Below are 12,364 nucleotides of genomic sequence, written 5' to 3' on the forward strand. Positions count from 1 at the left end.
CTTCCCTCAACCCCAAACCGCTGACTGAAAGGTGTTTCATGTCCACTGCTTCCGCCATCTACGTGACGGCCGTCACTGCGCAAAGCCCGAAGACCTACTACGTTCAGGTCGCCCCGTCGCCGACTGATCCCAACAGTGCGGCCTGTCTGTTCTTCAAGGACAGTGCCTGCACCAAGCCAGCGGAGCAGCCCCTGCAGATCAAGCAATCCGCGGGTGGCGTCACCTTCGTGATGGCGTCGCCGCAGAAGAGTGGCTGCAACTGGGTGCTGGTGGGCGCGGTGTCGGACCGCACGGACACCGTGGCGGTCGACCCCAGCTTCATTCCGTCGGCCGATCAAAAGCAGGTCACCGTGCCGGTCACGACGCAGGCGGTGGTCACTGTCGGCGTGCTGCTGATCTTCTCCAGCACGCAGGCGCCCACGCAGCTGTACTCCAGCGCCGACCCGCAGGTTCAGAACGACGGCGCCTGAGCGCGCTGCGGCCTCGGCTCAGCCGAGGCCGAGCCCCGTCAACCGCTGATACCGCTTCCTCAGGAAGTCCGCCGCCAGCCTCGCATCGCTGCCCACGCGCTCGCCGATGTAGAGCTCCTGGCGGCGCTCCGCGATCTGCGCGCGCAGCCGGTTGGCCATGATCTCCAGCGGCTTCATGCCGCCGGTCTCGGCGCGCTCGATGGCCACGCGCAGCTGATGCATCTGCAGGTTCTGCAGCAGGGCGTGCTGCGCCTGCACGACGCGGATGCGGCCCTGCACCATGTGCTCGCACAGGCCCAGCCAGGCGCGCACCGCGTCGGCCGGGCCGCCAATCACCTTCTCGGGCAGCTCGCCCGCGGCCAGCAGCAGGCTCTCCAGCCGCGCGCGGTCGCTGTTCGCGTAGGCCTCGTTGACGACCATCATGCGTTGCTCGCACACCTCGCGCTCCGGGCCCGAGGGCGCCAGGTCGGGGTGAAAGCGCATGGCCGCGCGCCGGTACAGCGTCTTCAGGCTGGGCGGCGGCAGGTCGGTCATGGGGCCCGTGGGCTCGGGCGGCAGCGGCACCGGGTCGGGCAGGGCGGGGACGTCGGGCCAGGGCCGGGCGCGCGGCGCGGCCGGCATGGGTGCGTCGACGCCCTGGCGCTTGAGCGCCTCGGCCAGCAGCGCGGTGGCCTGCTGCAGCTGGGCCTCCAGCGCGTCCAGCTCCTGCATCAGCGGGCCTAACGCCTCCAGGTAGCGCAGCCGGAACCCCAGCAGCTTGGCGCGGGCGCCGTCGTGGTCGGCCTCCAGCACCGCGAGGTAGCGCTGGAGGTCCTGCAACTGCTCGCGTCGCCGCGTCAGTTCGTGCCTCGTGATCGCCATGCTCGCCATGCGTGCAATTTTGCCGTGGGCCCGATGCGAAAAAAGCCCGCGAACCGTGAATTCGCGGGCCTTTCGGGCTTGAGGTTCTCGGGAGTTACTGCGAGGCCGCGGAGGCGGGCGCCTCGCTCAGGCTGGCGGCGGGTGCGTCGCTCATGCTGGCGGCAGGTGCCGCGGGGGCAGCCGCCGTGGCTGCGGCGGGCGTCGGCTCCGGCGCCTTGCTGCCAGCGGGCAGCGGCAGCAGCGGCACGATGAGCAGCGCCACGATGTTGATGATCTTGATGAGCGGGTTCACGGCCGGGCCGGCGGTGTCCTTGTAGGGGTCGCCTACGGTGTCGCCCGTCACGGCGGCCTTGTGCGCCTCGCCGCCCTTCTTGTGGACGACGCCCTTGTCGTCCTTGAAGCCCTCTTCGATGAGCTTCTTGGCGTTGTCCCAAGCGCCGCCGCCGGTGCACATGGAGATGCCGACGAACAGGCCGGTGACGATGGTGCCCATCAGCAGGCCGCCGAGCGCGGCCGGGCCGAGCACCAGGCCCACGATGATGGGTGCGGCCACGGGCAGCAGCGACGGCACGATCATTTCCTTGATGGCGGCGGTGGTCAGCATGTCGACCGCGGCGCCGTACTCGGGCTTGCGCCGGCCGGCCATGATGGCGCCGTCGGCGAACTGCTTGCGCACTTCCACGACGACGGCACCCGCGGCCCGGCCCACGGCTTCCATGGCCATGGCGCCGAACAGGTAGGGAATCAGCCCGCCGATGAACAGGCCGAGGATGACCTTGTGATCGCTCAGGTCGAACGCGACATGCATGCCGCGCGCTTCCAGTGCGTGCGTGTAGTCGGCAAACAGCACCAGCGCCGCGAGGCCGGCCGAGCCGATGGCGTAGCCCTTGGTGACGGCCTTGGTGGTGTTGCCCACGGCGTCCAGCGGGTCGGTGACGTCGCGCACGCTGTCGGGCAGCTCGCTCATCTCGGCAATGCCGCCGGCGTTGTCGGTGATGGGGCCGTAGGCGTCCAGCGCGACGACGATGCCGGCCATGCTGAGCATGGACGTGGCCGCGACGGCAATGCCGTACAGGCCCGCCAGCCCGTAGGCCGAGTAGATGGCCGCGCAGACGAACAGCACCGGCCAGGCGGTGGACTTCATCGACACGCCGAGACCCGCGATGACGTTGGTGCCGTGCCCCGTGGTGGAGGCCTGCGCGACGTGCTGCACCGGGTGGTACTGCGTGCCGGTGTAGTACTCGGTGATCCACACCATGGCCGCGGTCAGCAGCAGGCCCACGGTGCAGGCGCCGAACAGCGCCATCGCGTTGGTGCTGCCGCCGCCGGCCAGCTGGATGTCGCCGGGGAACATGGCCCGGGTGACGAAGAAGAAGGCGATCAGGCTCAGCACGCCGGCCACGATGAGGCCCTTGTACAGCGCCGGCATCACGTTCTTCATGCCGTCGCTGGCTTTCACGAACATGCACCCGATGATGGACGCGATGATGGACACGCCGCCCAGCGCCAGCGGGTAGATGACGCCGGCCGCGGCCGAGTCGCCCACCACCATCAGCGCGCCCAGCGCCATCGCGGCGATCAGCGTGACGGCGTAGGTCTCGAACAGGTCGGCCGCCATGCCGGCGCAGTCGCCGACGTTGTCGCCGACGTTGTCGGCAATCACCGCCGGGTTGCGCGGGTCGTCCTCGGGGATGCCGGCCTCGACCTTGCCGACGAGGTCGGCACCGACGTCGGCGCCCTTGGTGAAGATGCCGCCACCCAGCCGCGCGAAGATGGAGATCAGCGACGAGCCGAAGGCCAGGCCCAGCATGGGCTTGAGCGCGGCGCTGTCATGCCCGCCGCCGATGGCGAGGTAGAAGCCGCCCACGCCCAGCAGGCCCAGGCCCACCACCAGCATGCCGGTGATGGCGCCGCCCTTGAAGGCCACGTCCAGCGCCGGGCCTATGCCCTTGGTGGCGGCCTGCGCGGTGCGCACGTTGGCGCGCACCGAGATGTTCATGCCGATGAAGCCGCAGATGCCCGAGAGCACCGCGCCGACGACGAAGCCGACCGCCGTCGTCAGCCCCAAGCCCGACGCCGCGATGGCGATGGCCAGCACGACGCCGACGATGGCGATGGTGCGGTACTGCCGGCCCAGGTAGGCGGCGGCCCCCTGCTGGATCGCGGTCGCGATCTCCTGCATGCGGGCATTGCCCGCGTCCTGACTCAGGATCCAGCTGCGCTGGATGAACCCATAAAGAACGGCCGCGAGGCCGCAGCCCAGCGCGAAATACAACGCCATCTCCGTCGACATGTATTCGTCTCCTCAGGTGCGTGTGTGAATCGATCTCCCTGCGGTACAGGGAGCGTGCGGCGGAGCTTACGGGGCAGCCCCGCGGTAGTGGCTAGCGTTTACCAGCAACCTAGAATGCGGGTTTTCCAGCCCCTAAGAACGACGACCATGAGCCTGCACAACGTGTCCCCCGGCGCCAAGGCGCCCGACGAGTTCAACGTCATCATCGAGATCCCGATGAATGCCGACCCGATCAAGTACGAGGTCGACAAGGAAAGCGGCGCGCTGTTCGTCGACCGCTTCCTGACCACGCCGATGTACTACCCGTGCAACTACGGCTACATCCCCAAGACGCTGGCCGACGACGGTGACCCGGTGGACGTGCTGGTCATCACCCCGTTCGCGCTGACGCCTGGCGTCGTCGTGACCTGCCGCCCGCTGGGCGTGCTGATGATGGACGACGAGGCGGGTGGCGATGCCAAGCTGCTGGCCGTGCCCACCAACAAGATCCTGCCCATGTACAGCCACTGGGAAAAGATCGAGGACGTGAACCCGATGCGCCTGTCGGCCATCCAGCACTTCTTCGAGCACTACAAGGACCTGGAGAAGGGCAAGTGGGTCAAGGTCAAGGGCTGGGAAGGCCCGGAGAAGGCCAAGTCGGAAATCGCCGACGGCATGGCCAACTACGCCAAGGCCGAGCAGAAGTAATCAGGCCCGCGCCCGATCAGGAAGACGCCGCATCCGCGGCGTCTTTTGCTTTGTACGGCGCGTGCTCGTTGAGTTCGCTCAGATAGCCCGTCATGGCCTCGCCCTCGCGCGCCAGGAAGTCGTTGACGGCATCGGCAAATGCCGGATGCGCCAGCCAGTGGCTGGAGGCCGTCGGCGTGGGCATCAGGCCGCGGGCCATCTTGTGCTCGCCCTGCGCGCCGCCCTCGAAGCGCTGGTAGCCGTTCGCGATGCACCAGGCCAGCGGCTGGTAGTAGCAGGCATCGAAGTGCAGGTTGGGGATGTGCTCGGTGGCGCCCCAGTAGCGGCCGAAGGCGGCGCGCTGCGCCGGGTCCAGCGCGATCAGCGACGTGGCGACGCGCTCGCCCTCGCGATACGCGACAAACATCAACCAGTGCTCGGGCATGTCGCTCGCCATGCGGGCGAAGAAGTCGCGGCTCAGGTAGGGCGTGCTGTGATGCTCGCGGTAGGTCTGCTGGTAGCAGCGGTAGAAGTAGTCCCAGTCCTCGGCCGAGATGGCCGCGCCCTCGCGCGCCTGGAACTCGATGCCGGCCTCGCGCACGCGGCGTTGCTCCTGCTGGATCTTCTTGCGCTTGTCGCGTTGCAGCCGGGCGAGGAAGGCGGTGAAGTCGGCATCGCCCTCGGCCGTCCAGTGGAACTGCACGCCGTGGCGCGCGGTGCAGCCGGCGGCGGCCAGCGCGGCCTGGTCCGCTGCGTCGCCGAACAGCACGTGCAGCGACGACGCGTCGGTCTCCGTCGCCAGCGCGCGCAGGGCCTGCGCCAGCAGCGCACGGGCGTCGTCGTCCACCGCCAGCAGCCGGCTGCCCGGCACCGGCGTGAACGGCACGGCCACCAGCAGCTTGGGGTAGTAGGCGAGGCCGTGGCGTCGGTAGGCGTCGGCCCAGGCCCAGTCGAACACGTACTCGCCGTACGAATGACCCTTCAGCCAGGCCGGGCAGGCGGCCAGCAGCTCGTCGCCCTGCCACAGCGACAGGAACTGCGGCTGCCAGCCGGTGTCGGCCGTGGCCGATCCGGAGGTGTGCAGCGCTTGCAGGTACTCGTGGCGCATGAACGGCGTGGGCCGGGGCGACGCGGCCAGCAGGCGGTTCCAGGCTTCGCGAGGCAGGGCAGCGGGCGAGTCGTCGACGCGGAGGGTGGGCATGGCGCCGTATTGGAACGGCAGTTGGCATTCACGCCCGCGGGGCGGGGTTTCTTGCGTGCCCCGCCGGCTGCCGGCGGGCCCGCTTGATGGCAGGATGCAGCCCATGCGTTTCGACAATCTCTACAGCCATGATTTCGCCCGCCTCGCCGTGGGCGTGCCCCTGTGCCGCGTGGCCGATCCGGCGTTCAACGCCGAACAGACGATTGCGCTGCTGAGGCAGGCCGCGGGCGAGGGCACCGCCGTCGTGGCCTTCCCCGAGCTGGGCCTGTCGGCCTACAGCTGCGACGACCTCTTCCACCAGCGCGCGCTGCTCGACGGCTGCGAGGCGGCGCTGGCCGCCGTGCTGGCCGCCACCGTGGATCTGCCCACCGTCGCCATCGTCGGCCTGCCGTTGCGCGTCGAGCAGCGCCTGTTCAACTGCGCCGTCGTGCTGCTGCGCGGCCGCATCCTCGGCGTCGTGCCCAAGACCTATTTGCCGAACTACGGCGAGTTCTACGAGGCGCGCCAGTTCGCGTCGGGCGAGGAGGCGACGGTGGACAGCGTCGTGCTGCTGGGCCAGCAGGTGCCGTTTGGCAGCCGCCAGATCTTCGCGGCCGACGACCTGCCGCTGCTGCGCCTGCACGTGGAGATCTGCGAGGACGTGTGGACGCCCATCCCGCCGTCTTCGTTCGCGGCGCTGGCCGGTGCAACGGTGCTGGTCAACCTGTCGGCGTCCAACGTCGTCATCGGCAAGGCGGGCTACCGGCGCCAGCTGGTGTCGCAGCAGTCGGCACGCTGCCTGGCGGCCTATGTCTATTCATCGGCCGGTGCGGGCGAGTCGACGACCGACCTGGCCTGGGACGGCCAGGCCCTCATCTGTGAGAACGGCGAGCTGCTGGTCGAGTCGGAGCGCTTCCAGCGCCGCTCGCAGCTCGTCACGGCCGACGTGGACCTGGAGCGCCTGGCCCGCGAGCGCATGCGGCAGACCAGCTTCGGCCAGTCCGTGCGCGTGCACGCCGCGCAGCTGAGTACCTTCCGCCACGTGGGCTTCCAGCTGGGCCTGGACCGCGACCAGCCGCTGGGCTTGCGTCGTCGTGTCGAACGCTTCCCCTACGTGCCAGCAGACCCCGGCCGTCGCGACGAGCGCTGCCAGGAGGTCTACGCCATCCAGGTCCAGGGGCTGACGCAGCGCCTGGCCTCCAGCGGCATCCAGAAGCTGGTGGTGGGCATCTCGGGCGGGCTGGACTCCACGCATGCGTTGCTGGTGGCCGCCCGCGCGATGGACGCGCTGGGCCTGCCGCGCACCAACATCATCGGCGTGACCATGCCCGGCTTCGCCACCGGCGAGCGCACCCGCGCCCAGGCGCTGCGGCTGATGGCGGCCGTGGGCTGCGAGGCGCGCGAGATCGACATCCGGCCCAGTTGCCTGCAGATGCTGCAGGACATCGGCCATCCGCACCGCGACGAGCAGCCGGTCTACGACGTCACCTTCGAGAACGTGCAGGCCGGCGAGCGCACCAACCACCTGTTCCGCCTGGCCAACCTGACCGGCGGCCTGGTGCTGGGCACGGGCGACCTGTCGGAGCTGGCGTTGGGCTGGTGCACCTACGGCGTGGGCGACCACATGTCGCACTACAACGTGAATGCCAGCGTGCCCAAGACGCTGATCCAGCACCTGGTGCGCTGGGTGGCCGAGACGCATCAGCTGGGCGCCGGCACGGACACGCAGGTGCTGCTGGACATCCTCGACACCGAGATCAGCCCCGAGCTGATCCCTGGCAGCCTGCAGAGCACGGAGGCCACCGTGGGCGCCTACGCACTGCAGGACTTCAACCTGTTCTACACGCTGCGCCACGGCTACGCGCCGGCCAAGATCGCCTTCCTGGCCCGGCAAGCCTGGCAGGAGGCCTACGCGCTCGCCGAGATCAAGCGGGTTCTGCGCATCTTCGTGCAGCGCTTCTTCAAGGGCAGCCAGTTCAAGCGCAGCTGCGTGCCCAACGCGCCCAAGGTCGGCAGCGGCGGCTCGCTGTCGCCACGGGGCGACTGGCGCATGCCCAGCGATTCGGAGGCGGCCATCTGGCTGGCAGATCTGGATCGCATCCCGGATGAACATGCTTAAATTGGCGTCAGACGAACCCAGGAGCCTCGCCCCATGAAGCAGATCACCGCCATCATCAAACCCTTCAAGCTCGACGAGGTCCGCGAAGCGCTGGCCGAGGTGGGCGCCTCGGGCCTGACGGTCACCGAGGTCAAGGGCTTCGGCCGCCAGAAGGGACACACCGAGCTGTACCGTGGCGCCGAGTACGTCGTCGACTTCCTGCCCAAGGTCAAGGTCGAGGTCGTCGTGAAGGACGACGAGGTCGAGCGCTGCATCGACGCCATCCTGAAGGCCGCCAAGACCGGCAAGATCGGCGACGGCAAGATCTTCGTGCAGACGGTCGAGCAGGTCGTGCGCATCCGCACGGGCGAGACCGACGAAGCGGCTGTTTAAGCTGCCCCTCGCCTGGTCTCGCCGCTGAACGCGAGCGAGCCCAGTCGGTCCCCCGAGGGTACGGCGATTGCCCGGCATTGAGCCCGGGCAACATCGCCAGACGGGCCGGCTTGGGGCGGCCCGGCGCTCGGCCCGAAATACTCCGGATCGCCTTAGCGCGACGTCAACGCCAGCTTCGCCCCCAGCGCCACGAAGGTGGCCGCGAAGCTGCGGCGCAGCCAGGCCATGGCCGTGGCGCTGCCCAGCACGCGCTCGCGCATGCGTGCCGCGAAGGCGCCGTACAGCGCGAACACCGTGAACGTCATCGCCATGAAGACGGCCGACAGCTGCAGCATCGTCAGCGTCGGCGCCGCGTCATCCGGGGCGATGAACTGTGGCAGGAAGGCCAGGAAGAACATCGACAGCTTGGGATTGAGCAGGTTCACCAGGGCCGCGTGCCGCACGACCTGCCCGTTCGAGCGCCGCGTGCCTTCGGCCGGGACGGCCAGCACACCCTGCTCCCGCCAGGTCATCCAGGCGAGGTAGAGCAGGTAGGCCACGCCGGCATATTTCACGGCCTCGAAGGCCAGCGCGCTGGCGTGCAGCAGCGCCGCCAGGCCGGTCGCCGCGGCCAGCATGTGGGGCACGATGCCTAGCGTGCAGCCTAGGGCGGCGAGCATCGCCATGCGCGTGCCTTGCGACAGGCCGGTGGCGATGGTGATGGCCGCGCCCGTGCCGGGTGATGCGACGACCAGCAGCGAGACGGCAAGAAATTCCAGGTTCATGCGTGAGCTCCTCGTGGTGCCGCCATGCTGCGGCGGGCCCGTGCAGCCGTCTTGAACGAAATTTCAGCGCCGTGCGAAGGCGCCGGGCGTGAGGCCGAAACTGCGCACGAAGCAGCGCGTCATGTGGCTCTGGTCCGCAAAGCCGCTGGCCGTTGCGGCGTCGGCCAGTGCCCAGCCGTCGCCGACCAGCCGGCGGGCATGCTGCACGCGGCGCTGCATCAGGTAGGCGTGCGGCGGCAGGCCCGTCAGCCGCGTGAAGGCGCGCAGGAACTGATAGCGGCTCAAGCCCGCCTCGGCGGCGAGGGCAGCCAGCGTCGGCGCGCAGGCCGGGTCATCGTCCATGCGCTCGCGCGCCGCGGCCACGGCCGCGCCGACGGCGGCCCGGCCGCCCGCCGGCCTCAGCAGCCCGGCCACCAGCGCCAGCAGCGCGGCCTCGGCGTGGAGTGCATTGCCGCCGGCTGTGATGGCGCCGAACAGCGCGCCGAAACGCGCCACCAGTGGGGCGTCGCGCAGCACCGGCGCGGTGAACTCGAAAGCGGTTGCCGGCGCGATGTCGACGGCGGCATTCAGCAGCAGCGCCGCGTCGAGGTACAGCATGCGCCAGCGCCGGCCGCTGGCGTCGAAGGGCTTGCCGTCGTGCACCTCGCCGGGGTTCACGGTGATCAGGTCGCCGGCCATCGCCTCGACGACGCCGCGCCCGCTGGCCGACTTCTGCGCGCCGCGCTCGATGAGGCCGATGCCGAACTGGTCGTGCGTGTGGCGCCCGAAGGTGTGTGCCGAGTCGGCCGCCACCGCCTGCACGCCGGCCATGCCGGAATGCAGCAGCTGGAAGCCCCGGGCCGAACTCATGGCCCGGGTGTCACGCCGTCAGCGGATGTGCTGCCAGAGGGCCGCGCCCCAGATGCCGGCCGCCAGCACCAGTGCCATCAGCACCGCGGCGCTGGCGATGTCCTTGGCGCGCTTGGACAGTTCGTGCCGCTCGAAAGACACGCGGTCGACGACCGCCTCGACGGCCGAGTTCAGCAGCTCGACGATGAGGATCAGCAGCAGCGAGCCCAGCAGCAGCGCTGCCTGCTCCCAGCTCTGCGCCAGCCAGAACGCGAACGGTGCGGCGACGACACACAGCCAGGTCTCCTGGCGGAAGGCGCTCTCGCCGGTGTATGCCGCCTTGAGGCCGGCCCAGGAATAGCCGGCAGCGTGGATGATGCGGTCCAGGCCGGTGCGGCCCTTGTGCGGGTTGGTCATGAGCGCACGGGAAGTTGGGTGATGACGCGCGAGCCACAGATCGCGTCGTGCAGGAATTGTCGCTGCGGGTGCAGGCGCGCGATGAGCAGGTATCCGGCAACGCCGGCCAGCAGGCTGCCGATGATGGCGCCGCCGCCGTGCAGGCCTAGCGCCCACACGCTGACCAGCGCCGGCATGAACCACAGCCAGCTGAACAGGTAGCGCAGCAGCGCGCGCCGCCAGCCCAGCGGTCGGCCAGCAGCGTCGGTGACGCGCAGATGCCAGGTCTTCATCGCCAACGTCTGGCCCGAGTGCGTCCAGAAGCCGACGAAGTACACGCCCAGCACGAAGAACAGGAACATCCCCAGCCCGACACGGCCCTCCAGCGCGTGCTGCTGGCGCGTCAGCACCGAGTACAGGAAACCGGCGAAGAAGATCACGCCGAACAGCAGCACGCCTTCGTACAGGAAGGCTGCAAAGCGCCGCGCCAGGCCCGGGGGCGCGGCGCGCGGGTCGGCCGCGACCGTCATCGGCCGGGCGCGGACGCCGGCGGCGCCTTCAGCGAGCGGGGCAGCAGCGTCTGCGGGTCCACCAGCGCGGGGTCGGCCACCACCTTGGTCTCGCCCACCGCCAGATGGCGCGGCGGTGTCGGGCGGCGTGAGATCAGCACCGTCGTGGCGCCGGGCTTGGCCTGCACCAGCCCGGCCGTCACGGGCACCGATGGCAGCAGCTTGGGCGCGGTCGGCACGATGTTGGACTTGGGCTTGGCTTCCAGGGTCTTGGGCAAGGCGCTGCGGGGCGCGGCCTGTGCCTCGCGGCGCGCCAGCGCCTTGTCCGCCAACGCCTGCCGCTCCTCGGCGGGCAGCGCCTGGTAGGCCTCCCAGCGGGCCTGGCGTTGCTCGGCGGTCAACTGCCGTGCGACCTGGAAGCCGATGCGCGCGTTCAGCCGGTCGGCCGTGCTGAGCTGCGCCCAGTCGCGCATGCGGTCATGCACGCGCTTGATTTCCTCGCCCGACATCGTCGCCAGCGTCGGCGTGGCACTGAGCCACTTGCTGCGCTGCGAATCGGAGATGTCGGCCCAGTCGCGCTCCAGCGGCGCCAGCAGCGCCTGCTGCTTGGGTGTCAGGCCGCTCCACTTGGCCGGCGGCGCGCCCAGCGAGGTTGGCGCCACCGACTTGGGCAGCGGCCGCGGGCTGATGGCGGGCGCCGTTGGCCGGGCGACGCTTGCGGCGGCTTCGGGCGCCGAAGCCGCGTCGGGCGCCTGCGCAAAAGCAGAAAGCCCCGCTGCGCTGAGCAGCAGGGCCATCAGCAGGCGGGGTGGTCGGGCGGGCGGCGGGGTCGCGGCTCGGATCATGAACATCCGGTCATTCTTCCCCATCTCTCAGGAATTCCGAGAAACCGGGGTCGCTGAAGGCGGCGGGAGGCAGGGTGTCGCTGAGCAGCGCGGTGTCAACCTCGGCCTGTGCGGCGATCTGCTCGTTGAAGTGGCCTTGCTGCATGATCAGCAGCCCGGCCAGCAGCAGGATCAGCGGCAGCGCCGACACCAGCTTGGCCCACAGGCCGCCGTCGCCGCCGCGCGGACCGCCGTTCAAGGCCAGCGTCTGGCCGTTCGCCTGCACCACCAGAGTGCCTGCCGGGGCGGTGGCGGTGCTGGCGGCACGCGCCGCTGCGGCGCGCGCAAGCGCCTGCTCACGCGCAAAGCGCAGCCGCTCGGACACGTCGTGCGGCAGTGCTGCATTGCGTTCGGTCAGACCGGCCGCGACACGCAGCCCGAAGCGCGTCACGCTGGCCTCCAGGCGGGCATTCCGTTCTGCAGACGGGGCGGAAAAATTTGGCGACTTCATAGCGTGATCCCCTTGGCCTTGAGCGCCTTGGCCAATGCATGAACGGCTCGGGAGCAGTGCGTTTTCACGCTGCCCTCCGAACAGCCCATCACGGCGGCGGTCTCGGCAACATCCAGTTCCTCCCAGTAACGCAGCAGGAAGGCTTCGCGTTGACGCGTTGGCAGTGTTTCGACCTCGGCTTCGATTCTTTGCAAGATCTGCGCCCGGCTGACCTCGTCCGCCGCGCTCAGCGCGCCCAGGGCGCCGTCCTGTGACTCCAGGATCTCCAGCAGGTCGAAGTCGTCGTCGGACGAGGCGCCTTCGAAGTCCGACATGTTGGTCATGACCGCATTGCGCGTCTTCTGGCGACGGAAATAGTCCATCGTCGCGTTCGACAGGATGCGCTGGAACAGCAGCGGCAGCTCCGCCGCAGGGCGGTCGAAATAGTTCTCGGCCAGCTTGATCATGGCGTCCTGCACGATGTCCAGGGCGGCATCGTCATCGCGGACAAGGTAGGCCGTGCGCTTGAAGGCGCGGCGGTCCACGGTACGCAGGAAGTCGTTGAGTTCTTTGTCGGTGGCCAAGGCGGGGC

At 69.6% G+C, this 12,364-nt stretch carries 14 protein-coding genes; 4 read left to right on the forward strand and 10 right to left on the reverse strand.

The features are described from left to right. Positions 1–38 precede the first annotated feature (38 nt). On the forward strand, positions 39–470 hold the full coding sequence (locus tag ACG04Q_RS14115) for a hypothetical protein (protein ID WP_394511574.1): 432 nt from the start codon (positions 39–41) through the stop codon (positions 468–470). 18 nt (positions 471–488) lie between these two features. On the opposite strand, the gene ACG04Q_RS14120 is transcribed toward ACG04Q_RS14115, so the two are convergent. Next, the gene (locus ACG04Q_RS14120; protein WP_394511575.1) at positions 489–1,340 is read right to left on the reverse strand and encodes a J domain-containing protein; all 852 of its coding nucleotides are present in this window, start codon (positions 1,338–1,340) and stop codon (positions 489–491) included. 85 nt (positions 1,341–1,425) lie between these two features. Then, positions 1,426–3,624 (reverse strand): sodium-translocating pyrophosphatase, encoded by a 2,199-nt coding sequence (locus ACG04Q_RS14125; protein WP_394511576.1) that lies wholly within the window; start codon positions 3,622–3,624, stop codon positions 1,426–1,428. Between the two features lie 147 nt (positions 3,625–3,771). Here ACG04Q_RS14125 and ppa point away from each other — a divergent pair, with 147 nt between their 5' ends. Then, on the forward strand, positions 3,772–4,311 hold the full coding sequence (gene ppa, locus ACG04Q_RS14130; protein WP_394511577.1) for an inorganic diphosphatase: 540 nt from the start codon (positions 3,772–3,774) through the stop codon (positions 4,309–4,311). 16 nt (positions 4,312–4,327) lie between these two features. Here ppa and ACG04Q_RS14135 read toward each other — a convergent pair whose 3' ends face one another. Beyond that, positions 4,328–5,491 carry a GNAT family N-acetyltransferase gene (locus tag ACG04Q_RS14135; protein WP_394511578.1) on the reverse strand — a complete coding sequence of 388 codons (1,164 nt, stop codon included), beginning with the start codon at positions 5,489–5,491 and terminating at the stop codon, positions 4,328–4,330. A 103-nt stretch (positions 5,492–5,594) separates the two neighbouring features. On the opposite strand from ACG04Q_RS14135, the gene ACG04Q_RS14140 reads away from it, so the two are divergent. Then, positions 5,595–7,589 (forward strand): NAD(+) synthase, encoded by a 1,995-nt coding sequence (locus ACG04Q_RS14140; protein ID WP_394511579.1) that lies wholly within the window; start codon positions 5,595–5,597, stop codon positions 7,587–7,589. 33 nt (positions 7,590–7,622) lie between these two features. Further along, positions 7,623–7,961: a P-II family nitrogen regulator gene (locus tag ACG04Q_RS14145; protein ID WP_394397071.1), complete on the forward strand. Its 339-nt coding sequence runs from the start codon at positions 7,623–7,625 to the stop codon at positions 7,959–7,961. A 152-nt stretch (positions 7,962–8,113) separates the two neighbouring features. Here the strand turns inward: ACG04Q_RS14145 and ACG04Q_RS14150 are convergent, their stop codons facing one another. The 7 genes from ACG04Q_RS14150 to ACG04Q_RS14180 all read right to left on the reverse strand — a co-directional run bounded on the left by ACG04Q_RS14150 (position 8,114) and on the right by ACG04Q_RS14180 (position 12,356). Further along, positions 8,114–8,725: a LysE family translocator gene (locus ACG04Q_RS14150; RefSeq protein ID WP_394511580.1), complete on the reverse strand. Its 612-nt coding sequence runs from the start codon at positions 8,723–8,725 to the stop codon at positions 8,114–8,116. Positions 8,726–8,788: 63 nt separating this feature from the next. Next, on the reverse strand, positions 8,789–9,574 hold the full coding sequence (locus tag ACG04Q_RS14155; protein ID WP_394511581.1) for an AraC family transcriptional regulator: 786 nt from the start codon (positions 9,572–9,574) through the stop codon (positions 8,789–8,791). A gap of 18 nt (positions 9,575–9,592) precedes the next feature. Beyond that, positions 9,593–9,970 (reverse strand): diacylglycerol kinase, encoded by a 378-nt coding sequence (locus ACG04Q_RS14160; protein ID WP_394511582.1) that lies wholly within the window; start codon positions 9,968–9,970, stop codon positions 9,593–9,595. Then, positions 9,967–10,479 carry an RDD family protein gene (locus ACG04Q_RS14165; RefSeq protein WP_394511583.1) on the reverse strand — a complete coding sequence of 171 codons (513 nt, stop codon included), beginning with the start codon at positions 10,477–10,479 and terminating at the stop codon, positions 9,967–9,969. Before ACG04Q_RS14165 ends, ACG04Q_RS14160 begins: the two co-directional genes overlap by 4 nt. Continuing rightward, entirely contained in the window at positions 10,476–11,309 is an 834-nt protein-coding gene (locus ACG04Q_RS14170; protein ID WP_394511584.1) for a DUF3106 domain-containing protein, read from the reverse strand. Before ACG04Q_RS14170 ends, ACG04Q_RS14165 begins: the two co-directional genes overlap by 4 nt. A gap of 4 nt (positions 11,310–11,313) precedes the next feature. After that, positions 11,314–11,733 carry a DUF3619 family protein gene (locus ACG04Q_RS14175; RefSeq protein WP_394511585.1) on the reverse strand — a complete coding sequence of 140 codons (420 nt, stop codon included), beginning with the start codon at positions 11,731–11,733 and terminating at the stop codon, positions 11,314–11,316. 56 nt (positions 11,734–11,789) lie between these two features. Continuing rightward, positions 11,790–12,356 (reverse strand): RNA polymerase sigma factor, encoded by a 567-nt coding sequence (locus ACG04Q_RS14180; RefSeq protein ID WP_394511586.1) that lies wholly within the window; start codon positions 12,354–12,356, stop codon positions 11,790–11,792. Between the last annotated feature and the right edge of the window lie 8 nt (positions 12,357–12,364).

It is taken from the genome of Pelomonas lactea (assembly GCF_043555885.1).
Classification (GTDB): Bacteria; Pseudomonadota; Gammaproteobacteria; order Burkholderiales; family Burkholderiaceae_C; genus Pelomonas; species Pelomonas lactea.